Below are 23401 nucleotides of genomic sequence, written 5' to 3'. Positions count from 1 at the left end.
TCCGCGTCAACAAGAACAGGAGTACTGATGACGACATTGTTTGATCCCCTGAAAGTCGGCGCGCTCGAGCTGCCGAACCGTATCGTGATGGCGCCGCTGACCCGCTCGCGCGCCGTGGGCGAAGGCCGCGTGCCGAACGCCCTGATGGCCGAATATTACGCGCAGCGCGCCTCGGCCGGCCTGATCCTGTCGGAAGCGACCTCGGTGACGCCGATGGGCGTGGGCTATGCCGACACCCCGGGCATCTGGTCCGACGCGCAGGTCGAAGGCTGGAAGCACGTCACCGAGGCCGTGCACGCGGCCGGCGGTCGTATCTTCCTTCAGCTGTGGCACGTGGGCCGCATCTCGGATCCGCTCTTCCTGAACGGCGACAAGCCGGTGGCGCCCTCAAGCATCAAGCCGGCCGGCCACGTCAGCCTGGTCCGTCCGGTCAAGGACTACGAGACCCCGCGCGCGCTCGACCTGGAAGAGATCCCGGGCATCGTCGCGGCCTACCGCAAGGGTGCCGAGAATGCCAAGAAGGCCGGTTTCGACGGCGTCGAAGTCCACGGCGCCAACGGCTACCTGCTCGACCAGTTCCTGCAGGACAAGACCAACCGGCGCAACGACGCCTATGGCGGCCCGATCGAGAACCGCGCCCGCCTGATGCTGGAAGTCACCGATGCCTGCATCGCCGTCTGGGGCGCCGACCGCGTCGGCATGCACCTGGCGCCGCGCCGCGACGCGCACGACATGGGCGATTCGACCCCGCTGGAGACCTTCGGCTACGTCGCGCGCGAGCTGGGCAAGCGCGGCATCGCCTTCATCTGCGCGCGTGAAGCGGTCGGCGACGACCGCCTCGGCCCCGCACTCAAGAAAGCCTTCGGCGGCGTCTACATCGCCAACGAAAAGCTGACCCGCGAAAGCGCCGAGCAGCTGCTGAGCAGCGGCGAAGCGGATGCGGTCGCCTGGGGCCAGTGGTTCATCGCCAACCCCGACCTGCCGGAGCGTCTGAAGCGCAATGCGCCGCTGAACCCGGCGCGCCCGGAAAAGTTCTACTCTCCGGGCCCGGAAGGTTACATCGACTATCCGGCACTGCAGGCCAACGGCTAAGCGCCGCCTCCCGCCCTTCGATGTATGCATGCATATATCGAAGGGCGGTTTCTTCTCCCTCCAGCCTTCCCCGACAGCAAAAAATCCCTGTTCCGGCCCGCATGCCAGTACGATTGATGTTGCTGACATGCTATTCTTGCGCGATCCATTCCTCGTCAATCGTCGCAAGGACAACCGTGAAAATCTCCGCTCTTCGCCTGCTGCCGCTCGCCATCGCCACCGCGCTGGCCTTCGCCCCCGCCACCCACGCCGCCACCGCGGCTGCCCGTGCCGAGAACGCTTTCCTGTCGCAGGCCGACGCCGCCGCGCGTTCGGCGCGCGTCTCCAACGTCGACTACGTGCTGGACTTCACGCTGACCGGCAAGGAGAACTTCGGCGGCACCACGACCCTGAGCTTCGACCTGAACGACGCCTCGGCCCCGCTGACCGTCGACCTCGACAAGGCCAGCGTCAAGTCGGTGAGCGTCAACGGCAAGAGCGTCACCCCGGCCTACAACGGCTGGTTCGTGACGCTCGCCACGCAGGACCTGGTCAAGGGCCGCAATACCGTCACGATCGTGTACGAGCGCCCGCACAGCACCAACGGCGAAGGCCTGCACCGCATGGTCGACCCGGTCGACGGCCGCGTCTATACCTATTCGCACTTCGAGCCGGCCGCCGCGCACCAGATGTTCGCGGTGTTCGACCAGCCCGACCTGAAGGGCAGCTACCAGGTCAACGTGACCGTGCCCGCCGACTGGGAAGTGATCTCGACCACCCGTGAAACGAACATCGCCGCGAATGGCGACGCCAAGCGCTGGACCTTCCCGAAGAGCAAGAAACTCAGCCCCTACAACTTCTCTATGCACGCCGGTCCCTATAAAAAATGGGAAGACAGCAGCGGCAAGTACCCGATGCGCCTGTTCGCGCGCCAGTCGGTGGCGCAGCAAGTCAAGCCGGCCGAGTGGTTCAAGTACACCAAGGCCGGCCTGGCCTTCTTTGACGACTACTTCGGCATCCCCTACCAGTTCGAGAAGTACGACCAGATCCTGGTGCCGGACTTCCTGTACGGCGCGATGGAAAACGCCGGCGCGATCACCTTTGCCGAACGCGGCTTCATGTACAAGGCCGACATGACGTCCGAGCAGCGCGCGCGCCTGGCCGGCGTCATCATGCACGAGATGGCGCACCAGTGGTTCGGCGACCTGGTGACCATGAAATGGTGGAACGGCCTGTGGCTGAACGAAAGCTTCGCGTCCTTCATGGGCACGCTGGCGACGGCCGAGGCGACCGAGTTCAAGGACGCCTGGCGCGCCTTCTACTCCGAGGGCAAGCAGGCCGCCTACGCGCAGGACCAGCGCGCGACGACCCACCCGATCGAGGTGCCGGTGCCGTCGACCCGGAACGCCTTCGACAACATCGACGCCATCACCTACTCGAAGGGCGCGTCGACCCTGATGCAGCTGCGGCACTTGCTGGGCGCCGACGTGTTCCGCAAGGGAGTGCACAACTACCTGGTCAAGTACCAGTACCGCAACGCCACCCTGGACGACTTCATCGGCAGCCTGGGCGAGGCCGCCGGCCGCGACTTGAAGGGCTGGACCAGGGACTGGCTGTACCAGCCGGGCGTGAACACGATCGCCGCCGACTTCAGCTGCAAGAACGGGAAGATCGCCGCGTTCAGCCTGGACCAGAGCGCAACGAAACAGTTCCCGACCCTGCGCGAACAGCGCGTGCAGGTCGCCAGCTACCGCCTGGACGGCAAGCAGCTCAAGCTCGACAAGACCGTGGCCGTCACCTACAAGGGCGCGAAGACGGAGGTGGCAGGCCTGGTGGGCGCCGCCTGCCCGGACCTGGTGTACCCGAACTTCGAGGATTGGGGCTTCGTGAAGGTCCAGCTCGACAAGCGCTCCTTCGACACCGCGCGCGCGGGAGTCTCCAGCGTCGACGATCCGCTGCTACGCGCCATGCTGTGGCAGAGCCTGTGGGACGGCGTGCGCGACGCCAAGCTGCCGCTCAACGAGTTCATCAGCACCGCGCTGAACAACGCGCCGCACGAAAAGGACTACACGCTACTGGGCGACGTGCTGGGCAAGGTCGGCGCCGCCAAGCACTACCTGGCCGCGAGCGACCCGGACAGCGCGTACGCGCAGCAGGACGGCCGCCAGCTCGAAGACATGGCCTGGAACGCGGCCGTCGCCGCCAAGGGCAACGACGACTTCCAGCGCCGCTGGTTCGGCACCTACGTCAACCTGGCCAGCTCGCGCCAGGCACTCGACCGCCTGGCAAGCCTGCTGGACGGCAAACAGACGCTCGACGGGCTCACCATCAACCAGGACCTGCGCTGGACCATCATCGCGCGCCTGAACCGCTTCGACTACCCGGGCGCGGCCGGCCTGGTGAAGGCCGAGCAAGAGCGTGACAAGTCCGACAGCGGCCAGGCCGCGGCGCTGGCGGCGACCGTCGTGCGCCCGGACCCGGCGGTGAAGAGCGAGTGGCTGGACACCATCCAGGATCCCAAGACCAAGCTGCCGTTCTCGAAGGTGCGCACGGCGATGGGCAGCCTGTACCCGACCGAGCAGAAAGCCCTGGCCGAGCAGACCGCCGACCAGCGCCTGGCGAAGCTGCCGGAGCTGGACAAGAACGCCGGCCCGGTCTACATGCGCGCCTACGGCCCGAGCATGATCCCGGCCAGCTGCACCCCGGCCAGCGTCAAGCGCCTGCAGGCAGCCAGCACGCGCATGACGGCACTGTCGGCCGGCACCCGCCGCGCGCTGCTCGACACGCTGGAAGAAGACCAGCGCTGCGTGGCGATCAAGCAGGCCATGACGGTCAAGTAATGGCCAAGTAAGCGCATGAAGGCAAACGCATGAATCACGGCGCCGGCGCGGCAGGCTTCCCCTCCAGGAACCGGGCTGCGCTGGCGCTGGTGTTCGGCATGCATATGCTGGCGCTGCTGTGCTGGATGCAGCAGCGCCAGCAGCGTCCCTCTACGCCGGCCGTGGCGCGCATGGTGTCCATCCTGCTGCAGCCGCAGCGTCCGCTGTCCCAGCCCCGCGCCGTCCCGCCACCTCCCCCGTCCGCTCCCGCCCGCCCTGGCGCCCGCCCGGCGACGCCCCATGCGGCGCCGCCTCGAGTTCCCGCACCAGTTCCCGCACTTGAGCCCGCAACTGAGACCGCACCTGAACCGGCGGCGCCCGCGGCCGCGCCGCGCCTGGAAGATGCGCGCGTCCCCATCGACGTGCAGCAGGCCATCCGCGCACAAAAGGAAGCCGGAGACGGCTTCGCGCTCGGCCTGTCGAAGCACCAGGCCGGCCGCATCGACCGCGAACTGCGCAAGGGGAAATCCGGCGTACCGGACGAACCAGACACGCCGATGGGACGGTTCCGGCGCGGGCTGGACGCGGCCCACATCGACCGTTCGAACGCAGTCTACGAAGACAGCTATACCTCGCCGGACGGCGTGATCATTTACCGCAAGCGCATCGGCAATACGACCATCTGCCGGCGCAGCGGCAGCATCAATCCGCTGGGCATGCGCGGCATGCTGTTCGCCAACGAGGCGGGCGATGTGCCTTGCCCCAAGGGCGTGCAGTGGAAGAAGGACTAAGAAGCCGGGCCGCTAGCGCTTGCCGCCGGCCTTCTCGCCGCCGTTCGACGCCGGCGGCTTCGCCTCCCGCGGCGGCGGACCGCACATCTCGGCCACCCTTGCCCACGCGCCCTCGGCCTGGCAGCCCAGCGGCGGATTCTGCTGCAGCAGCTTGCCCAGTTCGACCGGCTTCATCTGGTTGACGCTGACGTTCGGGTTGAGCTTGATGCACATGACGTCCTGCCACGCGGCCTGGACGTTGCGCGGAATCGGAATCGGCCCGCGCAGCTTGGCGGCGGCGGCCTCGCAAGCCGCTTTCGTGCGGAATTCGCCGCGCAGGTTGGCCTGGTCGAGCGTGACGTCCAGGCCCGACTGCAGATACAGCAACAAGATCATCGTGTACATGGGTTTCCCCGTTATTGGACGAATGCTTGACCACGAACCTGCCGTGATGTTCCCCGGCGCACGCCTGAGCTGGATCAGCCCGGCCGCCCCGCCCCGCATTAGCCTGAGTGCTTCGAACGCTCAAGCATCCATGGACGCCATGCTCAAGCTCCTTACCTGGAACATCCAGTCCGCGCGCGCGCCGGGCGGCGGCACCGACCTCGACGGCGTGCTCGCCTGCCTCGACGGTTTCGCTCCCGATGCCGACGTGCTGTGCCTGCAGGAAGTCGCTTGCGGCTTTCCCGGGCGCGACGGCAAGCCTGCGGGCGACCAGTTCGCCGGCCTGGTGCAGCGCCTGCCCGGCCGGCATTCCGCGCGCGCCCATGCCGTCGACACCCTGGCGCCCGACGGCGGGCGGCGCCGGCTGGGCAGCATGGTGTTCTCGCGCCATCCCATCCTGCAGGTGCTGCGCCACTCCCTGCCGTGGCCGGCGGATGCCACCCCGAGCATGCCGCGCATTGCCCTCGAAGTCACGCTGGACACGCCGCTCGGCCTGCTGCGCCTGCTGAACGTCCACCTCGAATATTTTTCCGAGCGCCAGCGCCTGGCCCAGGTTGGGGCGCTGCGTTCCCTGCAGCGCGAAGCCTGGAGCCATGCGCGCCAGCCACGCCAGGGCGGCCCCGGCGGCGATCGGGACTCGCCGTTCGCGGCCCTGCCCCGGCCCGCGCCGGCGCTGCTGCTCGGCGACTTCAACATGTTGCCCGGCTCGCGCTGCCACCAGGCCCTGCTGGAACCGTTTGGCGACGGCACCCCACCCTGGCGCGACGCCTGGCCGCTGGCTCACCCGGCCCGGGCGCATGCGCCCACGGTCGGCCTGCACGACCCGGGCGGCGCGCCATGCACCTTCGACTATGCCTTCGTCGGCAACGACCTGGCGTCGCGCGTACGCGGCCTTCATGTCGGCGAGGTCGCGCATGGTTCCGATCATCAGCCGCTGCTGCTGGAGCTCGGCTAACCCTCTTGCCATTATCGCAAACTGCTTCCTGGCGTGTCGCATGGACGGACTGTAGAATGGCTGGCCCAAGCACAACCGCCAGGAAGGAATGCCTTGAACTGGGATTATCCGAACGCGTTTACGCTGCCGCGTGTGCCCCAGGCCGCGGACATCGATGGGCTGAACCACACCAACAATGCCGTCTACGTGCGCTGGTGCGAGCAGATCGGCTGGGCCCATTCCGAATCGCTGGGGCTGGGACTGGAGGACTACCGGCGCATGGACCGCGCGATGGCGATCCGGCGCGGCGAATACGATTACATCCTGCCGACGGTCGAGCACGAGGAGCTGCTGCTTGCCACCTGGCTGGTGGGCGGCGACGGCAAGCTGTCGATGGAGCGCCGCTTCCAGCTGGTGCGCAACAGCGACGGCGCCACCGTGCTGCGCGGGCGCTGGGACCTGGTCTGCATCGAACTGGCGAGCGGCAAGCCGCGCCGCATGCCGCAGGAATTCCTGGACGCCTACATGCCTGTGATCACATCGCGTCGATGATCCAGTCGGCCGGCTTGCCGCTGGCCTGGCGCGGCAGGCGCGCGCCGAAGCTGATCGCGGCCGGCCGTTCGGGTGTCGCCAGGCGCGCCGCGCACCAGTCCAGCAGTTGCCCGCGCAGCGCCTCCAGGCTTGCGTCGTCGCGGGCCTCCGCCGGCACCACGAAGGCTTTCAGGCGCCGGCCCTCGTCCGGCCGCATCAGACGCACGGCGGCGTCCGCTACCGCCGGATGCATGCGCAGCACCTCGGCCACGTAGGGCGGGAACACGTTCACCCCGCCGACCTGCACCGCCGCGTCGACCCGCCCGGCCGGCCTGAACCGGCGTTCGTCCTCCCATTCCAGCTTGTCCTGCAGCGGGTAGCGGGCCATGCCGCCGTCCGGCAAGGCGCGTGCCAATTCCGCCGGCGCATCGACGCGCGACCAGTGCGGCAGCAAACTGAATGGCACGCCGGCTTCCTCACGCCAGCCGATCCCGGCCGTCTCCGAACTGCCGTACACCTGCAGCAGGCGCAGGCCGGCATCCGCCAGCCCGCGCGCCAGCGGGTCCGGGCATGGCGCGGTCGAACTCACGCCCGCCACGCCGGCGGCGAAGCGCGGTGCCAGGCGCGCGGCCTGTTCCCACCAGCCCGGATGGGCCACGACCAGGTCGCCGGGACGCGCCTCGCGCAGCAGCGTGCCCGGCGTCGCCGCGCGCAGGTCCCTCACCTCGGCGGGGGCATCACCGCTGCCGAGTGCGCGCGGCAGCAGGATCGTGAACAGGAAGCCGTAGATGTGATGGCTGGGCACCACGCTCAGGATGCGCCTGCGGCCCGGCTGCAGGCGCGCCAGCTCCAAAGTTTCCTGCCACAGCAGCGCGAGCGCATGGGTGCAGCGTTTCGGGCTGCCCGAACTGCCCGAGGTGCGGAAGCTCATGGGCGCGCCGTCGACGCCGGCCGCCGCGCACAGGCCCGCGCGCGCGGCCTCCACCCAGGCGTCCAGGCGTGGCGTGGCCAGCAGGCGTGCGTCGACATCGGCGCGCTCCAGGTGCAAGGCTTCGGCCAGCGCCGTCCCCATGCCGAGCAGCTCGAGCGAATCGGCGCCGAGGTCGCGCACGAAATCGCACTCCGGCGGCCACGGCAGCGGCGCCGCCATGCGTCCGGGCCGTGCCTGCGCCAACTCCGCCGCCAGCAAGTCGCTCACGAAGCGCCGCACGGCAGCCTGGTCGTTCCACCAGGCGGGCGTGGCTCGATTCCTCATGTCATTTTTCGCCTATAAAAGAGGGGTCCCGGATGGTGCAGGCAGGCGGCGTGCCTGTCAAATCCGCCGCCGCTTGCGCGAATGTCACACCTGCGCACGATTGATTTGACAACAGGAAACCGCCATGTCACCATTCGTTTCTTAGCTGCAACAATCTTCCCGTTTTATCACGAGCACCGCTGCCATGAACGCCGCCACCGACCTGTCCTTTACCGCGCCCGGCCTGCATGGCCAGCTTTCCCGACTGAGCGCCGAACAGCTCGACCGCCTCGATTTCGGCGTGATCGGTTTCGGCGCCGACACCATGGTCAGCCAGTACAACCAGACCGAATCCGAGGCCGCCGGCCTGACCGCGCCGCGCGTGCTGGGTCAGCCCCTGTTCACCAACGTCGCGCCTTGCATGAACAACTTCATGGTGGCCCAGCGCTTCGAGGATGCGCAGGACGAAGCTAGCGCGCTGGACGCCACCATCGACTACGTGCTGACCCTGCGCATGCGCCCGGTGAAGGTGAAGCTGCGCCTGCTGGCCGAACCGGGCAGCGACCGACGCTACGTGCTGGTACAACGCAAGTTGTGAGCGGCGACGCGCACGCCCAGCTGGCGGCCGAGCACGAGGCGCTGATCCAGTTCCTGTACCTGGCTCCGGTGGGCCTGGTGCAGACCGGCATCGACGGCGAGATCGTGATGATCAATCCGATCTCGGCCCAGCTCCTGATGCCGCTGTCGCGCGACGGCAGCCTCACCAACCTGTTCACCGCACTGGAAGACGTGGCGCCGGAACTGCGCCACCTGTGCGCGATGTTCACCCGCCCGAGCGGCATGATCTGCGACGGCCTGCACATCCAGCTGAACAGCGGCAGCGCCGGCAAGCGCACGCGGGTGCCGCAAGTGCTTTCGCTCAGCCTCCTGAAACTGGACGGCGCGCGCCTGATGGCGGTGCTGCAGGACGTCAGCGAGCAGGTGCGCCGCGAGCGCCAGCTGCGCCAGAGCGACGCTTGGCTGAACGCCCTGCTGACCAGCATCAGCGACTACGCGCTGGTGGGCCTCGACCGCGAAGGCCGTGTCAGCGACTGGAACGAAACCATCGGCCGCGTCACCGGCTTCACGCCAGCGGTGGTCGGGCGGCCGTATTCCGTGTTCTACCCTGAAGATGCGACCACGCCGGAACGCGTGCACGACCGCCTGCGCGAAGCGGACGCCAACGGCTGGAGCCTGGACGAAGGCCCGCGCCAGCGCGCCGACGGCAGCCGGTTCTGGGGCAGCACGATGATCTCGCCAATGCCGGAGCGCGACTCCGAAGCCGGCAACGGCGGCGAAGACGACGGCGAGCCCGCCTATTGCCTGGTCCTGCGCGACATCAGCGACAAGCGCGAGGCCATCGACCAGCGCCGCAAGTCGGCGTACTGCGACGACCTGACCGGCGTCGCCAACCGCCGCGCGTTCTTCGAGGCGGCCGAACTGGAGCTGGCGCGCCACCGCCGCACGCCGCGCCCGACCGCCCTGATCCTGTTCGACGCCGACCACTTCAAGCGCATCAACGACCGCCACGGCCATCCGGGCGGCGACTGCGTGCTGCGCCAGTTCGGCGCCGCCCTGGCGATGAGCTTCCGCCAGGTCGACGTGGTGGCGCGCGTGGGCGGCGAGGAATTCGCGGTGCTGCTGCCTTCCTCGACCCTGGCCGCCGCCGCCGCCCTTGCCGAGCGCCTGCGCAAGCTGGTGGAGGGCCAGCCGGCCGTGTTCGACGGCACGCCGATCGCATACACGGTCAGCGCCGGCGTCGCCGCCATCGACGAGGGCGAAACGCTCGACCTCGACACCCTGATCAAGCGCGCCGACCGGGCCCTGTACGCCGCCAAGGCGAACGGCCGCAACCGGATCGCGTGCTGGAACGGAGACCGCGATGCAGCGTGACATGCAGGCCGGGTCGAACGGCATCGACGCCTACGAAGCCCTGGTCCAGTTCCTGTACCGGGCGCCGATCGGGCTGGTGCAGGCGAGCCTGGACGGCACGGTCGACATGCTGAACCCGATGTCGTCCAGCCTGCTGATGCCGCTGGTGCGCGACGGCAGCATGGACAACCTGTTCACCGTGCTGCAGGACGTGGCGCCGCAGTTGCGCGAGCTGACCGAGCACTTCAGCGAGCCCTCCGGCGCCGTCTGCGAAGGCCTGCGCCTGCAGCTGGGCGATGATGCCACGCCTGGGGCGCCGCAGTGGCTGTCGCTGTCGGTGCTGAAGCTCGACCCGGGCCGCCTGATGGCCGTGGTGACCGATGCCTCGCACGAGGTGCAGCGCGAGCAGGAACGGCTGGCGAAGCGCCTGAAGACGGCGGCCCGCATCGACCTCCTGACCCGCATGCCGAACCGCGAAGCGCTGCTGGAGCAGGCCCAGCAGATGCTCGCCCGGTTCCCGGATGGCAGCGCGGGCCGCAGCGGTTTTGCCCTGCTATTGATGAATTGCGACCGCTTTCGCCAGATCAACGACGCCCTCGGCCAGGTCGCCGGCGACCGCCTGCTGGTACAGATCGGCGAGCGCATCCGCGCGACCTTGCGCCCGCCCAGCGACCGCATCGATCCGAACGCCGCCGCCGGCCAGATGGCGGCCCGGGTCGGCGCCGACGAGTTCGCCGTGCTGCTGGACGGCCTGCGCTGCCGCGAGGACGCCGAACGGGTGGCGGCGCGCCTGCTCGAGGCGCTGGCGCGCAGCTACCAGCTGGCGGGCGGCCAGGTCGTCAACTGCAAACTGTCGATGGGCCTGGTATGGGGCGCGGACGCCAGCGATCTGGCCAGCGAGATGCTGCGCGACGCCGGCATCGCGATGGTCGAGGCCAAGCGCGCCGGCGGCGCCCTCTGCACGGTGTTCGAGCCGGCCATGCGCGAACGCGCGGCGCGCCGCGCCGACATCGAATCGGAGCTACGGCAGGCCTTGGTCGGGGACGAGCTGTTCGTGGTCTACCAGCCGGTGGTCGGGCTGCGGCCGGACGGCGGCACCGACCTGTCGGCCGGGGTCGAGGCCCTGGTGCGCTGGCAGCATCCGCTGCGCGGCGTGGTGCCGCCCTTCGAATTCATCCCGGTGGCCGAGGAATCGGGGCTGATTGGCGCGCTCGGCGACTTCGTGCTGCGCCGCGCCTGCCGCGATTTCATGGCTTGGCAGCGCGAACTCGGCGATCAGGCGCCGCGCCTGCTGGCGGTGAACCTGTCGCGCGCCCAGCTGGGCCAGCCGGACTGGCCGGCGACGGTGCGCGGCATCCTCGACGAAGCCGGCATGCGCCCGGCCCAGCTGCAACTGGAAGTGACCGAAAGCCTGGCGGCCCAGGACCAGCAGGTGCAGGACCGGCTGCACGAGCTCAAGGCGCTCGGCATCACGCTGGCGCTGGACGATTTCGGCACCGGCTATTCCTCGTTGTCGAGCCTGCACCAGCTGCCGGTGGACACGGTCAAGATCGACCGCTCCTTCGTCTGCCAGGCCGATACCAGCCACCACCACCGCGTGCTGATCGAAGCCACCGTGAAGGTCGCCCAGAGCCTGGGCATGAACACGGTGGCCGAGGGCATCGAGACCGAGGCCCAGGCCGCCGCCGTGCGCGAGCAGCAGTGCGCCAAGGGCCAGGGCTACCTGTTCAGCCGCCCGCTGGCATCAGAGGCGCTGCTGGACTGGCTGCGTGCCGGCCTACCGGCGGCCGCCTGACATAGCGCCTCATCGAAACATGACGACGATCCGCCTCGTCGTCCTTTGCGCAGGCGGTTTTTCTGCGCATCACGACGCTCGGGCAAACACAACGCATGCCACGGTCCTGGATCTGCTGGCGATCATGGCGCGCACCGTAGGCACGGTCGGCGCGCCGGCAGGCTGGACGTTTCCGTGCTCATTCTTGGCCAGGCCGGGGCACGCAGGCATCAAGGACCGGTCCAGTCTGCGCCGCATCGCTGCACTGCCCGGATCGATGTCCGGGCACGAGGGCCGAGCATATCAGGCACGAACGCTGCGCCGCCCAACGAGCACATGCGCGACGAACAGCAGCGCAGCCAGCCCGCCAACAATCCAGTGCAGCAGGGACCATAGCGGACGGTCGCCCTCGCTGGCCACGTAATACAAGCCGTAGCCGGTCAGGATCAGGAACGACAGCGTCACGATCAGCGCCCACCCCGTGACGAGATTTCTTCCGGCCCTGAGCGCCCGGCGAATATGCAGGTGAAGGACGCTGCCGATCAGGAACAGGACAATCATCGCCGCCGCGCCGTGGAACTTCATGGTCCAGGGTTCGAGTGGATGGACGGCGTCGCCGAACTCGTTCACCGGACGCATGAAGTAATGCAGCACCAGCCACGCCACACCGGACAGCAGTAACAAGAGTCCGCTCGCGTAGATGCTGAGGCGATGCCACCGTTCGAGCTTGAACGAAATGGGTCGTGAGGATGTTGCGCTGGGCATGCGGGTCATGAGTTCAAATCAGAAAAGCGGTCGCGCCGAACGCGGCAAGCGCCGGATGGCCGCAATCACCGGTCGCCAGCACGACCTTGGTCAGGGCGTCCGCGACTACGCAGCGGCCGGCGCGCACGGAGGCGCTGGCGGTAGCCACCAGCGGCCTGCCGTCGCGCGCATCGAGCAAGGCGCTGACACGATGTGACTGGTGATCGCGCTCGGAAAAGTAGCTGGCCGACGTTGCCATCGCTTCGCCGCACAGCATTATATGACGTGCAGCCCGGCCAGGCGCCGCCGGCGAGCGCACGGCCACCGGGGCCTGCATCAATCCGAACACACGCAGGTCGCCCCCCGCATTCACGCAGCCTCCAGCAACACCGGCCGATTCCAGGCTGGCCACGGCGGCATCGACCGCATACCCCTTGGCGATTCCGCCGACGTCGATCCAGCCGGGCGCCAGCTTGCGTACGCGCCATCCATCCTCGAGCGCAAACACGTCGGCCGATGTCCGTGGCGCCGGCCGTTCCGGTGTCGCCGATGCCCAGGGTGCCGGTAATATCCGGCGCTCGACCAGGTGGGGCGCACAAGCCACGTCGAACGCTCCGCCCGACAGGTCCGTCACCTCGCGCGCGAGGCGCAGGACCTGCCATGTGTCGGCGTCGACCTGGACCAGCTCGCCCGGCGCGGCGCGGTTGATGCGCGCGATGTCGCTGGCCTCGTCGTGAAAACTCATCAGCCGGTGCAGGCGCGCAATTTCGATGAACGCGTCCGTCACCACGTCGTGCCCCGGCGCGCCCTCGACCGTGATGTCGACGAGCGTGCCGAGCCAGGGCTGCGCGCGGCGGATCATCTGCCCAGCGCCACCTGGGCCACGGCGGCGATGCGGCGCACGCCGTCGGTGACGTGGGTGCAGGACAAGGTCGCCCCGCTGATATTGCTGATGCCGGCGCCGATCCGCAGCTCGCCGCTCCTGGCACTCTTGCCGACGAACTGCCTGCGCCATGCGGGCAACCTGATCTCGCTGCCATGGCTTTCGCGGTAAGTCAGGATCTCGACCTGGCGTATGCTGGCGTCGGGATTGACGCCGACGGCATACGAGATCAGTTCGAATTTGCCGATCACGTCGTCGAACACCATGTAGCCGAGCAGCGTGTCGCCCTTGTAGGCGCCGACGACGCGCCACTGGGCCGAGCGCGCCGGCAGCCCCGCCAGTTGCTCGACCTGGTGCATCTGCGCCGTTTCCAGCGACAGCGGCTGCGCACGGAATGCGTCCGCTTCCGGAAACATCAGCTTCTGGGCCTGCTCCGGGCTGAGGTATTGCGTCGCAAAGGCCGGCGCGGTGACTGCGCAGGCAGTGAGTAAAGTGAGGGAAACATAGCGCATCGCGACTCCAGATGAGTGATCAATAAGCGAAGCCCAGGCCCAGATTGATCCGGTCGAGAGACTTATCCTGGCGGAATTTCTGATAGTCGGCCTTGAGGACCACGCCCTGCCCGACCATCAGGTTGGCGCCGATGGTGGCCACGCGCTCGTATGGCGTCGCGGGCACACCCAGCCCGGCCGGCTGCGCCGCATAGGATCGCGCCGTGTTGAAGCTCTCGAAGCGGGCGAATGGGCTGAGTACATAGTCGCCGCTCTGCCAGAGCTTGTAGGCCGCCTGCAGGTACCATCCCGCGAAGCTGCTGGGCACCGGCGTCGGGTTGCCAACGAAGGTCGCGTTGAGCGCCTCCGTATTCGAAATGCGGCCGTAGGCCCACAGCGCCGACAGATCCCAGGCGCCCGGCGTGAATCGGGTGTGCAGGTCGAGCAGGGTCAGGCGTGCGTCATTGGCGGCAAATCCGGGCGTGGCATGGCCGGCCTTGCCGGTGAAGACCGAGCCGCCGACCAGCAGGCGCGGATAGCCGCGCCAGTTCAGTGCGCCGTGCAGGGACAGGTCGCGCGACTTGGCCAGTTGCCCCTCCTGGTGGATCGAGCCCGGCGGCGACTCGCGGCCTTCTCCGGACGCCGGATCCCACTTGCTCAGGTCGAAGCCCGTGGTCAGTCCCGTGTCCCAGGCAAAGCCATCTCCGAATTCACCCGACAAGCCAAGCCCGGCTTCGCGCCAGGTGGTCGGGATGATCGCGGTCTCGACAAAGTTGCGCTCGACGCCGTAGTAGGCGGTCGGCTCATGGGTCTGGTTGAGCAGGCCAACCGGCATCAGGAACAGGCCCGCCTTGCCGCGCAAGCCGCCATTGAATTCACGCTCGACGTACAGTTGCTCGACCTCGGATTCGCCCTTGTCCGAGGCCGAGACGACGCCGTGTTCCCACTCGAATTCGGCGACGACCTTGGTCTTGTCGTCGAAGCGGTGCTGGATGCCGATCACGGCGCGGCGCACGTCGGTCTGCGTGCCGCTGGCATTGCGTACCGGACGGTTGTAGTTGACCTCGCCGTAACCGGAGAAGACCGTGTCGGAGGCCAGCGCGGCTGCCGGCGTGGCCCAGGCCGTCGACACCGGCGCGTTGGTCATCGCTTGCGCCGGCGCAGTCGAAGGGACCGGCGCGGCGGTACGCGGCGCGGCGGCCGCTTGCGCACGCTGGGCCGCGAGTTCGGCCTTCACTTTTTCGAGTTCGGCGGCGAGCTGCTCGACACGTTTCGCCAGGTCGGTCTCCTGGGCCATGCCGGCAACCGGGGCGGTGAGGAATACGGCGGCCAGGGCCGCTCTGATCGCGTTCTGTTTCATGAATATCCTTAGGATCGGTGATTTATTGTTTATAGCCGTCGGTAAGCGTGCCCAGGAATTGCACCAGGTCGGCAATTTCCGATCCGTCCAGTGCCGGTGCCATGCCCGGCTTGCGGTTGTAAGGCCCCTCCGTCGTATTTACATTCTTGCGATATGCCGGCGGCAGGTCATTGAACTTGTCCACGGTCCCGTCGGGATTGACGGGATACCAGCGTTCCGGGTTGGTGTCGCGCGTCACGTAGAACCGGACGACGTCGACCAGATTGCTGAACGCACCGTTATGAAAGAAGGTGTTGCGCGTCGCTACGTTGCGCAGCGTGGGGACCTTGAAGGCGCCGCACAGGTCCGTTCGGGCGGCAAGATCGGTCCGATCCGGGCCGCACAAACCCATATCGAAATAGCTCGTTGCCTGCGTGGCCGGAATGCGCGGGTTACGCGGCACGCCAAGATTGTCGTAGCTGAAGTCGGTGAACAGTGGTGCACTGCCATCGGCGCCCCGGGCGCTCGAGTGGCAGGCCGCGCAATTGCCTTTTGCCGGATTGTTGAACAAAGCCAGGCCGCGCAGTTCGGCGTCCGTCAGCGGGACTTTGCCGGCCAGGAACAGGTCGTATTTCGAGTCGAAAGGATGAAAGCGCGGGTCTTCGTTCTCGAATTGCTGCAGCGCGAACTCGGCGCGGCTGAATGCCTGGTCGACGTTATCGAATATGTTTTCGCCGAATACGGCCTTGAATTGCGCAGCGTACGGCGCGCGCTGCAAGCGCGCGACGACGTCAGCCTTGCTGGCGTTGGCCATCTCGTGCGCGGCCAGGAAGGGACGCTCGGCCTGTTCGTGCAATGTGCCTGCGCGGCCGTCACGATCGAAGCCGCCGACCGGCGTGCCGTCCGCCTCGAAGTGAAAGGCCGGTGTCTGCTGCATGTAGCGCAGCGAAGGCGACGCGCGAAATCCGGAAACGTCACCATTGGGACCGCCCAACTGCACGGAAAGACCGTTGCCTGGGCCATGCGCGTTGTCGGGGTTGTGGCAGCTCGCGCACGACTGACGGCCGGATGCCGATAGCGAAACGTCATTGTAGATCTGTCCTCCCAGGGCTGCGCTCTGGGTCAGCGAGCCCGCCGCCAGGGCCGATGACTGGGACGGCGCCGGGCTACCGTCCGTCCCGCCCCCGCAGGCCGTAATGGCGCCGGAAAGCACGATTGCCATGAACGACACTGCGCGCCGTGAAGAAAGTCCAAACATGTGGAGAAACAATCGAAATCTTAATGAGAATGATTCTAATTTACGATTAAGCTTATGGCAAGACGAAAATGTCGTCGAAAGGCAACAATTAATCCTAGTTGTACGGGCCACGGGCACACAAATCCCCCATCTTCGTCGCCACTTGAAAGCACTTCAGTGGCGCCTGCAAAACCCCATCAGATACCCGTCGAACGGTATGGGCCCGACATGATGTTTGCAGCCGAGTTTGCCACGATCTGTTGGGTTCCGACCGGTATGTCCGCCGCCACGTGGCGAGGGAACGCACGCAGGATCAAGGTATGTCAGTTCTAAAGGTAAACAGAATCCCGGTCAGAACAGCCCGGTCACTAATACGTGAACGACCGCGTTCGGGATGGCGGTGTACTGGAAGACGAACCTCGATAAGGGACCAGAGCTCGTCGGACACGAGTGCTTTGGGCATGGCATCAGTCCGGCGAAGAATACACTCGCCAGGTTCATCGCCCTCTGAACCTTCCCGATCTAACTTCGTTCAGTCAGACACACCCTAGCGCATCGCCAGCGGCCGGCGCCGGTGCGGCACCGGAAAACCGGCGTCGAGCTGGGCCAGGTCCTGCGGGCTCAGCACCAGATCGAGCGCGGCGCGGTTCTCGCGCACGTGCCGCGGCTGCACCGCCTTCGGAATCACGACCACGCCATCCTGCCGCAGCAGCCAGGCCAGCGCCACCTGCGCCGGCGTCACCCCGTGGCGGCGCGCGACCGCAGCCAGCTGCGGATTGCCCAGCAAGCCATTTTGCTCGCCCGGATTCGACTCCAGCGGCGAATACGCCATGACCGGGATGTGGCGTTCGCGGCACCACGGCAGCAGGTCCCATTCGATGCCGCGCTGGGACAGGTTGAACAGCACCTGGTCGGTCGCGACCAGTTCGCCGCCCGGCAACGCGACGGCTTCCAGCATGTCGTCAAGATCGAAATTGCTGACCCCGAAATCGCGGATCTTGCCCTGCTCGCGCAGGCGCACGAAGGCTTCCAGCGTTTCCGCCAGCGGCAGCGTGCCGCGCCAGTGCAGCAAATACAGGTCGATGCAGTCCGTGCCGAGGCGCCGCAGGCTGCGCTCGCAGGCCGCCTGCACGCCCTTGCGGTCGGCGTTATGGGGATACACTTTGCTGACCAGGAACACGTCGTCGCGGCGGCCGGCGATCGCCTCGCCCACCACTTCCTCGGCGCCGCCCTCGCCGTACATCTCGGCCGTATCGATCAGCGTCACGCCCAGGTCGATTCCCAGGCGCAGCGCGGCCACCTCGTCGCGGCGCGCGGACGGGTCCTCGCCCATGTTCCAAGTGCCCTGGCCGAGTACGGGGATTCGATTACCCGACGGTAAAAGCAAAGCGTTCATGGCCTCTCCTTTCGCGTAAAGTCCGACGATAACCCAGGCGCGGCGCTTGTGCGCGCTCAAGAGCGAGATTGAGGCAGACGGGCTTGCGCAAAAATCGGGGGCGCACACTTGGCCGGTTAGCTGCTCCATGCCTCGCGACCATGACACTGACACGCCTCGTTTCCCTATTACCCGCCCTCGTCCTGGCCGTCCTCGTGGCCGGCTGCAGCGTCAAGGACGAGCACACGGTGGCGGTCACGCCCCAGGTCGTGCCGACCGAACTGACCGTGGCGCCGGACGGCCTGGACAGCAATCCCGGCACGCCCGCCGCGCCGCTGCGCTCGCTGGCGCGGGCGGCCCAGCTGGTCATGCCGGGCACCACGGTCAACGTGCTGCCCGGCACCTACCAGGGCGGATTTCGCACCACCGTCAACGGCCTGGCCAACGCGCGCATCGTGTTCCGTGCAAGCGAGCGCTGGCAGGCACGGCTGGTACCTCCGCCGCTGTCGCGCAGCGCCGTCGCCTGGGACAACCGCGCCAGCTACGTCGACATCCAGGGTTTCGACATCGACGGCAGCGCCCACATTGCCGGGCAGGCCTGGAATACCGGCATCGACAGCGGCGGCGCCTACAACCGCATCGCGTTCAACCAGGTGCAGCACATCGCCACCGCGCTGCCCTGCGGCGCCAAGGGCGGTACGGGAATCGGCGTCGGCGTCGACGGCGATGGCCAGGGCAAGGGCCTGGTCATGGTGTCGATGGTGGTGGGCAATAGCGTGCACGACGTCGGCGCGGCCGCTTGCCCCTACGTGCAGGGAATCCGCATGAACACGCCGGGCACGGTGCGCAATAACATCGTCTACCGCGTCGCCGGGGCCGGCATCCAGCTGTGGCACGACGCCCGCAAGGTTATCGTGGTCAACAACACGGTCGCGGCCTCGACTACCGGCATCCTGGCCGGCAGCGGCGACCACAACCACGTGATCAACAACATCGTGTTCGACAACCGCTACGGCGTCACCGAACAAGGTGCGAGCGGCAAGCACAACAGCTACCGCCGCAACCTGGTGTTCGGCAACCGGGAAACGGACTGGCGGCTGGCCGAGGGCATGCGCCATTCCGGCACCGTCGCCGCGGCGCCCGGCTTTATCGCCTACTCCCGCACCGGCACCCCGGATTTCCGCCTGGCGGCGGGCTCGGCGGCAATCGGCAAGGGCCTCGAGCATGGCGCAGACGGGCCCGACTTCTACGGCAAGTCACGCGGCCAGCGCGATGCGGTCGACCTCGGCGCCTGCCAGCACTAGGCTAGAGAATTTCCTTGAGCAGCTCGGCCGGCCGGCACAGGCGCACGCCCTTCGGCGTGATCACGAAGGGCCGGTTGATCAGGACCGGGTGGGCCACCATGGCGTCGAGCAAGGCCTCGTCGCTGAGGTCCGGCGCATCCAGGCCGAGTTCGCCGTACACGGCTTCCTTGCTGCGCACGGCATCGCGCACGCTCAGGCCGGCGCTCGCGATCATTTCCCTCAGCTGCGCGCGCGCGGGCGGATTGGCCAGGTAATCGATCACTTCCGGCTCGTGGCCGGCATCGCGGATCAGGCCGAGCGTGGTGCGGGAGGTACCGCAGCGTGAATTGTGAAAAATCTTGATGTCCATCGTTAAATCCCTTGTCGAACCATGCATGAGTCTTGTTGCTCAGGCAAGGCATGATACCGGCGGCGCTACAACGCTTCCAGCTTTTTCGCTTGTCCCGGGTTTTTTCCCGCTATAGAATCCCCGCTTTAATTTCCGCGGCGCAATGGCAGAAGCCCGGTTGAAAGAGACACGATGGAAGAACACCTGATGCGCCCGCCGGCGCTGCCGACCTGGGGCCAGCGCACCGCACTGCGCCTGCTGAACATGATCGGCTGGAAACTGTACTTCCAGCCCCTACCCGGCCCGCACGGCATCGCGGTGGTCTATCCGCACACCTCGAACAAGGACTTTTTCGTCGGCCTGCTGGCCAAGTGGGCGGTCGGCCTGCAGTTCCGCTGGCTGGCCAAGGATTCGCTGTTCCGCGGGCCGATGGGCGTCGTCATGCGCTACTGGGGCGGGGTGGCGGTCGACCGCAGCGCGCCCCAGGGCGCGATCCGGCGCCTGGCCGAGAACATGCTGGCATCGAAGTGGTTCTGGCTGGCGATCACGCCGGAAGGCACGCGCGGCTACCGCCCTTGCTGGAAGAGCGGCTTCTACCGCATCGCGCTGGCGGCCCGGGTGCCGGTGTTGCTGGTGTCGCTCGACTACGGCAAGAAGGTCGTCGACGTTACCAAGAGCATCATGCTGACCGGCGACGAGGCCGCCGACATGGCGGCCATTGCCAGGGCGTATGAAGGCGTGCAGGCGATGTATCCGCAGGATGCGGCGCCGATCCGCCTGGCCGAGCCGGGCTCGGAAGAGGCCCGCAGGCAGGCCTGAGCCGGCAGGCCGGCTTCAGCGCAGCCGGCGGCGCGTGTGGCGGGCGGCGGCGACGGCCCGCACCCGGTCCAGTCCCCGCTTCCAGAGCACCAGCTCGAAGACCATGGCCGAGATCAGGGTGGCCCACGCCAGGCCGATGTCGATGCCGGAATGCATACTGATGGCGACCAGCAGGGCCGCGGACGCCAACAAGACCAGAGTGGTTCGACTTGCCATGCTTCCCTCCGAAATGGATTCAACTGCTCCATACTGCCACAAGCAGCTCAGACTGACCAGGATTCATCCCCGGTGGACAAGGTATTCCAGGCATTCGCCGTGCTCAGGAACACCTGGCCGCTGAGGCGCTCCAGCAGGCTCGACTGCTTCAGCCTGTCCAATACCGGTCCCTTCACCTCGGCCAGGTGCAGGCGCACGCCGCGCCGGACCAGCTCCCCATTAAGCTCCAGCAGGCCGAACAGGGCCGAGGTATCGATCGCATTCACGGCCGACAGCACCAGCACCAGCTCGCGCGTGCCGGGATGCAGGTCCAGCTCTTCCTCGACGTGGGCGGTGACGGCTTCGACGTTGCCGAAGAACAGGCCGGCATCCACGCGCAGCAGCAGCACGCCGCTGCGGGTCTCGGCATCGTAGCGTTCGATATTCCGGAAATGCTCGGTGCCGGGAATGCGGCCCAGCACCGCGATGTGCGGCCGGCTCTCGCGCCAGATCGTCGCGCCCAGCGACAGCAGCAGCCCGAGCATGACCCCTGCCTCGACCCCGAGCAGCAGCACGCCGCCGGCGGTGGCCAGCAGCGCCAGCGCGTCGGCGCGGTCGTAGCGCCAGGCGGTGCGCAGGGTCGTGGCCTCCAGCATGCCGAGCACCGCGACGATGATGGTGGCGGACAGCACCGGCAGCGGCAGCAGCGCCAGCCAGCCGGTCGGCAGCACCAGGGCCGCGCCCAGCAGCAGCGCCGCGATGACGCCGGACAACTGGGTGTTGGAGCCGGCGGCGAAGTTCACGGCCGAGCGCGACAGGCTGCCGGTGACCGGGAAGCCACCACTCAGGAAGCTGCCGACGTTGGCCGCGCCCAGTCCCACCAGCTCGGCGTTCGTCAGCAGCTTCTCGCCCTTGCGCGCAGCCAGCGCCTGGGCGCCGGACATCGAGATCAGGAAGCACATGAAACCGATCAGGAGGGCCGGCTTGGCCAACTCCTGCCAGTGCGCGTTGGACACCCCAAGGTGCAAGCCCGGCAGGCCGGCCGGCACCTGGCCGATCACGCGCACGCCCATCCGCTCCAGGCCGAGCGCGCCGACCACGGCGATCGAGCCGGCCACCAGCAGCATCGGCGCCAGGCGCGCACCGACGTCGGCGGCGGTCGGCGGCAGGCCGCAGCGCTGCAGCAGGCGGGCGCCGTAGCGGCGCGCCAGCACCAGCAGCGCCAGCGCGCCCAAGCCGAGCGCGGCGCTCGGTCCGTGCCAGTGCGGCGGCCGCGCGCCCAGCAGGGTGCCGAGCTGGTCGAACGCGATCAGGACCGAGGAGCCGATGGTGAAGCCGTTCATCACCGGGCGCGAGAAGAAATTGGCGAGGAAGCCCACCCGCAGCAGGCCGCAGGCCAGCAGCACCAGCCCGGACAGCAGGGCCAGCTGGGCCGCCAGCACGCCGTACAGCGCGCTGCCGGGAGCGGCCAGCGGCGCCAGGACCGACGCGGTCATCAGCGAGATGATCGCCATCGGCCCCACCGACTGGGTGCTGCTGGTGCCGAACAGTGCGTACAGCAGCGGCGGCACGATGCTGGCGTAGATGCCGGCTACCGGCGGCAGGCCGGCCACCAGCGCATACGCCATGCCCTGCGGGATCATCATCATGGCCACCACCACGCCCGCCCCCATATCGCCCGCCAGCCACGCGCGGCGATAGCCCTTCAACCAAACAAGCATGAATCCCTTTCTTCTACTGCATCGCCAGTTCGACGCAGTTGCGCCCTGCCCGCTTGGCGCGCGCCATCGCGGCGTCGACCCGCTGGGTCAGCGAATCCGCGCTCTCCTGCTCGCCCAGCTGGGCCACGCCCAGGCTGACGGTGACGTGGTCGCAGCCCGGGATGGCGGCCTGTTCGACCGCATGGCGGATCTTCTCGGCCATCTTGAGGCCGTCGATCGCGCTGGTATGCGGCGCGATCACGTGGAATTCCTCGCCGCCCGAACGCACCAGCACGTCGCTCGAGCGCAGCAGCCCGCGCACGCAGTCGGCCACGGTGCGCAGCGCGACGTCGCCGACCGGATGGCCGAAGCTGTCGTTGATGGCCTTGAAGCGGTCGATGTCGAAGGACAGCAGGGCCAGCGGGGTGCGGTAGCGGCGCGCGCGCCGGACTTCACGCTCGAGCAGCTCCTCGCCGTGGCGGCGGTTCGCCACGCCGGTCAGGGCGTCGGTGGTCGATACATAGGTCAGGCGCGCCAGCAGCTGTTCGGTTTCGAGGTCCATGTCGATCAGGCGCAGGCCCAGCGCGGCCAGGCCGGCGCAATCGCGCAGCGTCGCGAACACTTCCGGCGCCAGCGGGCCGGCATCATCCAGCAGCAGCGACAGCGCGCCGCGCGGGGCACCAGGGCCGTCGGCCGGGACCGGGATGCCGAGCGCCTGCGCCACGCCGTGCGCGCGCAAAGCATCGGCAAGGGCCGGCTCGCCGGCCTGTTCGGGCGTGTCGAGCAGCGCCGGCTCGCCGGTGGCGGCCGCCAGCAGGCCGGGGAAGGCATGGCGCAGCGGCACCTGCAGCAGCCGTTCGCTACGCTGCAGGAGCGTGCCCAGGCGCAGGCCGGCGGCCGGCCCCCGCCCCTGTTCGGCGTCGAGCTGCAGGTCGCCGTCCGCCTTCAGCCGGAACATGGCGGCATGCAGCACGCCGGGCCATTCCACCAAGGCCTGGCACAGGCGCTCGGCCAGGGTCGGCTCCTCGTCGCGTTCGTCGAGCGCCGCCTGGACCCGCGCGCGCAGCGCCAGCAGCGCGCGCAGGGAGTCCACATCGGCGGCCGGGGCCCAGCTGGACGACGATTCCAGGCAGCGGCGCACGCTGGCTTGCAGGCGCTCCGGCTCGATCGGGGTGATCGCGTAGGCGGCCGGGCCGAAGGCGTTCAGCAGCGGCAGCCAGCGCGCGTTGGCGAAGGGGCACAGCAGCAGCGTCGGGGCGCCGGCGCGGCGCGCCAGCAGCGCGCCGAGGGCGTCGAGGTCGATGCCTGGCTCGAAGCGTTCGAGGTCGATGACCAGCAGGCCGGGGGCCGCCTCGGCCATGAGAGCGGCAGCCGTGTCGGCACTGTCCGCCAGCTGCAGGCGCCCGAACAGCGGGCCGCACGCCTCGACGAAGCCGGCGCGCCGCTGCGCCATCGGGCTGAGGTAGATTCCTTGCTGCGACATCCTGTGCTCCCAAGA

Annotated in this window: 22 protein-coding genes and 1 pseudogene; 10 read left to right on the top strand and 13 right to left on the bottom strand. The window is 68.1% G+C overall.

All coding sequences use genetic code 11. The features are described 5' to 3' along the window. The first annotated feature begins 27 nt into the window (after positions 1-27). The 3 genes from ACI48D_RS12645 (at position 28) to ACI48D_RS12635 (ending at position 4681) form a co-directional block, all read left to right on the top strand. A complete protein-coding gene (locus tag ACI48D_RS12645) occupies positions 28-1092 on the top strand; it encodes an alkene reductase (protein ID WP_435571562.1) in 1065 nt (354 codons plus the stop codon). A 176-nt stretch (positions 1093-1268) separates the two neighbouring features. Further along, complete coding sequence (gene pepN / locus ACI48D_RS12640; protein WP_435571561.1) at positions 1269-3911, top strand: aminopeptidase N; 2643 nt, start codon at positions 1269-1271, stop codon at positions 3909-3911. Between the two features lie 29 nt (positions 3912-3940). After that, a complete protein-coding gene (locus tag ACI48D_RS12635; RefSeq protein ID WP_435571560.1) occupies positions 3941-4681 on the top strand; it encodes a hypothetical protein in 741 nt (246 codons plus the stop codon). Positions 4682-4693: 12 nt separating this feature from the next. Here ACI48D_RS12635 and ACI48D_RS12630 read toward each other — a convergent pair whose 3' ends face one another. Beyond that, on the bottom strand, positions 4694-5065 hold the full coding sequence (locus tag ACI48D_RS12630) for a hypothetical protein (RefSeq protein WP_435571559.1): 372 nt from the start codon (positions 5063-5065) through the stop codon (positions 4694-4696). 139 nt (positions 5066-5204) lie between these two features. Here ACI48D_RS12630 and ACI48D_RS12625 point away from each other — a divergent pair, with 139 nt between their 5' ends. Together ACI48D_RS12625 and ACI48D_RS12620 are read left to right on the top strand one after the other, a co-directional pair. After that, positions 5205-6059 (top strand): endonuclease/exonuclease/phosphatase family protein, encoded by an 855-nt coding sequence (locus tag ACI48D_RS12625; RefSeq protein ID WP_435571558.1) that lies wholly within the window; start codon positions 5205-5207, stop codon positions 6057-6059. A gap of 93 nt (positions 6060-6152) precedes the next feature. Continuing rightward, positions 6153-6590 carry an acyl-CoA thioesterase gene (locus ACI48D_RS12620; protein ID WP_435571557.1) on the top strand — a complete coding sequence of 146 codons (438 nt, stop codon included), beginning with the start codon at positions 6153-6155 and terminating at the stop codon, positions 6588-6590. Here ACI48D_RS12620 and ACI48D_RS12615 read toward each other — a convergent pair. Then, positions 6574-7824, bottom strand: coding sequence for an AMP-binding enzyme (locus tag ACI48D_RS12615; RefSeq protein WP_435571556.1), 1251 nt, complete (start codon positions 7822-7824; stop codon positions 6574-6576). The two genes, ACI48D_RS12620 and ACI48D_RS12615, sit on opposite strands and share 17 nt — an antisense overlap. 184 nt (positions 7825-8008) lie before the next feature. On the opposite strand from ACI48D_RS12615, the gene ACI48D_RS12610 reads away from it, so the two are divergent. Genes ACI48D_RS12610 through ACI48D_RS12600 form a run of 3 tightly spaced genes read left to right on the top strand, consistent with a single transcriptional unit; the run spans position 8009 to position 11509 of the window. Then, the gene (locus ACI48D_RS12610) at positions 8009-8401 is read left to right on the top strand and encodes a phosphonate transporter (RefSeq protein WP_435571555.1); all 393 of its coding nucleotides are present in this window, start codon (positions 8009-8011) and stop codon (positions 8399-8401) included. After that, entirely contained in the window at positions 8398-9735 is a 1338-nt protein-coding gene (locus tag ACI48D_RS12605; RefSeq protein WP_435571554.1) for a sensor domain-containing diguanylate cyclase, read from the top strand. Before ACI48D_RS12610 ends, ACI48D_RS12605 begins: the two co-directional genes overlap by 4 nt. Beyond that, positions 9725-11509 (top strand): putative bifunctional diguanylate cyclase/phosphodiesterase, encoded by a 1785-nt coding sequence (locus tag ACI48D_RS12600; protein WP_435571553.1) that lies wholly within the window; start codon positions 9725-9727, stop codon positions 11507-11509. Before ACI48D_RS12605 ends, ACI48D_RS12600 begins: the two co-directional genes overlap by 11 nt. 282 nt (positions 11510-11791) lie before the next feature. Here the strand turns inward: ACI48D_RS12600 and ACI48D_RS12595 are convergent, their stop codons facing one another. From ACI48D_RS12595 to ACI48D_RS12565, 7 genes and pseudogenes are all read right to left on the bottom strand, one after another. After that, positions 11792-12262, bottom strand: coding sequence for a DUF4405 domain-containing protein (locus ACI48D_RS12595; RefSeq protein ID WP_435571552.1), 471 nt, complete (start codon positions 12260-12262; stop codon positions 11792-11794). Between the two features lie 4 nt (positions 12263-12266). Continuing rightward, entirely contained in the window at positions 12267-13094 is an 828-nt protein-coding gene (locus tag ACI48D_RS12590; RefSeq protein ID WP_435571551.1) for an FAD:protein FMN transferase, read from the bottom strand. Next, positions 13091-13627 carry an FMN-binding protein gene (locus tag ACI48D_RS12585; protein WP_435571550.1) on the bottom strand — a complete coding sequence of 179 codons (537 nt, stop codon included), beginning with the start codon at positions 13625-13627 and terminating at the stop codon, positions 13091-13093. Before ACI48D_RS12585 ends, ACI48D_RS12590 begins: the two co-directional genes overlap by 4 nt. A gap of 19 nt (positions 13628-13646) precedes the next feature. Further along, on the bottom strand, positions 13647-14966 hold the full coding sequence (locus tag ACI48D_RS12580) for a hypothetical protein (RefSeq protein ID WP_435571549.1): 1320 nt from the start codon (positions 14964-14966) through the stop codon (positions 13647-13649). A gap of 22 nt (positions 14967-14988) precedes the next feature. Next, complete coding sequence (locus ACI48D_RS12575) at positions 14989-16167, bottom strand: cytochrome-c peroxidase (protein ID WP_435571548.1); 1179 nt, start codon at positions 16165-16167, stop codon at positions 14989-14991. Positions 16168-16407: 240 nt separating this feature from the next. Beyond that, positions 16408-16500, bottom strand: a pseudogene (locus ACI48D_RS12570) (IS5/IS1182 family transposase); the annotation flags it as partial. 229 nt (positions 16501-16729) lie between these two features. Beyond that, positions 16730-17578: an aldo/keto reductase gene (locus ACI48D_RS12565; protein ID WP_435571547.1), complete on the bottom strand. Its 849-nt coding sequence runs from the start codon at positions 17576-17578 to the stop codon at positions 16730-16732. 140 nt (positions 17579-17718) lie between these two features. Here ACI48D_RS12565 and ACI48D_RS12560 point away from each other — a divergent pair, with 140 nt between their 5' ends. Beyond that, complete coding sequence (locus ACI48D_RS12560; RefSeq protein WP_435571546.1) at positions 17719-18861, top strand: DUF1565 domain-containing protein; 1143 nt, start codon at positions 17719-17721, stop codon at positions 18859-18861. Position 18862: 1 nt separating this feature from the next. Here ACI48D_RS12560 and arsC read toward each other — a convergent pair whose 3' ends face one another. Continuing rightward, entirely contained in the window at positions 18863-19210 is a 348-nt protein-coding gene (gene arsC, locus ACI48D_RS12555; RefSeq protein ID WP_435571545.1) for an arsenate reductase (glutaredoxin), read from the bottom strand. A 171-nt stretch (positions 19211-19381) separates the two neighbouring features. Between arsC and ACI48D_RS12550 the strand changes: the two genes are divergently transcribed. Beyond that, a complete protein-coding gene (locus ACI48D_RS12550; protein ID WP_435571544.1) occupies positions 19382-20008 on the top strand; it encodes a 1-acyl-sn-glycerol-3-phosphate acyltransferase in 627 nt (208 codons plus the stop codon). Between the two features lie 15 nt (positions 20009-20023). On the opposite strand, the gene ACI48D_RS12545 is transcribed toward ACI48D_RS12550, so the two are convergent. From ACI48D_RS12545 to ACI48D_RS12535, 3 genes are read right to left on the bottom strand one after another with little or no spacing between them, the layout of a single operon-like run. Further along, a complete protein-coding gene (locus ACI48D_RS12545) occupies positions 20024-20224 on the bottom strand; it encodes a hypothetical protein (RefSeq protein WP_435571543.1) in 201 nt (66 codons plus the stop codon). A 47-nt stretch (positions 20225-20271) separates the two neighbouring features. Further along, on the bottom strand, positions 20272-21924 hold the full coding sequence (locus tag ACI48D_RS12540) for a SulP family inorganic anion transporter (protein WP_435571542.1): 1653 nt from the start codon (positions 21922-21924) through the stop codon (positions 20272-20274). Positions 21925-21937: 13 nt separating this feature from the next. Further along, positions 21938-23386, bottom strand: a complete 1449-nt coding sequence (locus ACI48D_RS12535) for a GGDEF domain-containing protein (RefSeq protein ID WP_435571541.1) — start codon at positions 23384-23386, stop codon at positions 21938-21940. Positions 23387-23401 lie beyond the last annotated feature (15 nt).

This window comes from Massilia sp. LXY-6, assembly GCF_051233485.1.
Classification (GTDB): domain Bacteria; phylum Pseudomonadota; class Gammaproteobacteria; order Burkholderiales; family Burkholderiaceae_D; genus Telluria.
Note: the sequence above shows the minus strand (reverse complement) of the source record. Positions and strands in the feature narration are given on the sequence as shown.

What these genes read in the sequence shown, in the direction of transcription:
- ACI48D_RS12645 (WP_435571562.1), top strand. Translation starts at nt 28, where the DNA reads ATGACGACATTGTTTGATCCCCTGAAAGTCGGCGCGCTCGAGCTGCCG.
- ACI48D_RS12635 (WP_435571560.1), top strand. Translation starts at nt 3,941, where the DNA reads ATGAATCACGGCGCCGGCGCGGCAGGCTTCCCCTCCAGGAACCGGGCT.
- ACI48D_RS12630 (WP_435571559.1), bottom strand. Translation starts at nt 5,065, where the DNA reads ATGTACACGATGATCTTGTTGCTGTATCTGCAGTCGGGCCTGGACGTC.
- ACI48D_RS12625 (WP_435571558.1), top strand. Translation starts at nt 5,205, where the DNA reads ATGCTCAAGCTCCTTACCTGGAACATCCAGTCCGCGCGCGCGCCGGGC.
- ACI48D_RS12615 (WP_435571556.1), bottom strand. Translation starts at nt 7,824, where the DNA reads ATGAGGAATCGAGCCACGCCCGCCTGGTGGAACGACCAGGCTGCCGTG.
- ACI48D_RS12610 (WP_435571555.1), top strand. Translation starts at nt 8,009, where the DNA reads ATGAACGCCGCCACCGACCTGTCCTTTACCGCGCCCGGCCTGCATGGC.
- ACI48D_RS12600 (WP_435571553.1), top strand. Translation starts at nt 9,725, where the DNA reads ATGCAGCGTGACATGCAGGCCGGGTCGAACGGCATCGACGCCTACGAA.
- ACI48D_RS12595 (WP_435571552.1), bottom strand. Translation starts at nt 12,262, where the DNA reads ATGACCCGCATGCCCAGCGCAACATCCTCACGACCCATTTCGTTCAAG.
- ACI48D_RS12590 (WP_435571551.1), bottom strand. Translation starts at nt 13,094, where the DNA reads ATGATCCGCCGCGCGCAGCCCTGGCTCGGCACGCTCGTCGACATCACG.
- ACI48D_RS12585 (WP_435571550.1), bottom strand. Translation starts at nt 13,627, where the DNA reads ATGCGCTATGTTTCCCTCACTTTACTCACTGCCTGCGCAGTCACCGCG.
- ACI48D_RS12580 (WP_435571549.1), bottom strand. Translation starts at nt 14,966, where the DNA reads ATGAAACAGAACGCGATCAGAGCGGCCCTGGCCGCCGTATTCCTCACC.
- ACI48D_RS12575 (WP_435571548.1), bottom strand. Translation starts at nt 16,167, where the DNA reads ATGGCAATCGTGCTTTCCGGCGCCATTACGGCCTGCGGGGGCGGGACG.
- ACI48D_RS12565 (WP_435571547.1), bottom strand. Translation starts at nt 17,578, where the DNA reads ATGAACGCTTTGCTTTTACCGTCGGGTAATCGAATCCCCGTACTCGGC.
- ACI48D_RS12560 (WP_435571546.1), top strand. Translation starts at nt 17,719, where the DNA reads ATGACACTGACACGCCTCGTTTCCCTATTACCCGCCCTCGTCCTGGCC.
- arsC (WP_435571545.1), bottom strand. Translation starts at nt 19,210, where the DNA reads ATGGACATCAAGATTTTTCACAATTCACGCTGCGGTACCTCCCGCACC.
- ACI48D_RS12550 (WP_435571544.1), top strand. Translation starts at nt 19,382, where the DNA reads ATGGAAGAACACCTGATGCGCCCGCCGGCGCTGCCGACCTGGGGCCAG.
- ACI48D_RS12545 (WP_435571543.1), bottom strand. Translation starts at nt 20,224, where the DNA reads ATGGCAAGTCGAACCACTCTGGTCTTGTTGGCGTCCGCGGCCCTGCTG.
- ACI48D_RS12540 (WP_435571542.1), bottom strand. Translation starts at nt 21,924, where the DNA reads ATGCTTGTTTGGTTGAAGGGCTATCGCCGCGCGTGGCTGGCGGGCGAT.
- ACI48D_RS12535 (WP_435571541.1), bottom strand. Translation starts at nt 23,386, where the DNA reads ATGTCGCAGCAAGGAATCTACCTCAGCCCGATGGCGCAGCGGCGCGCC.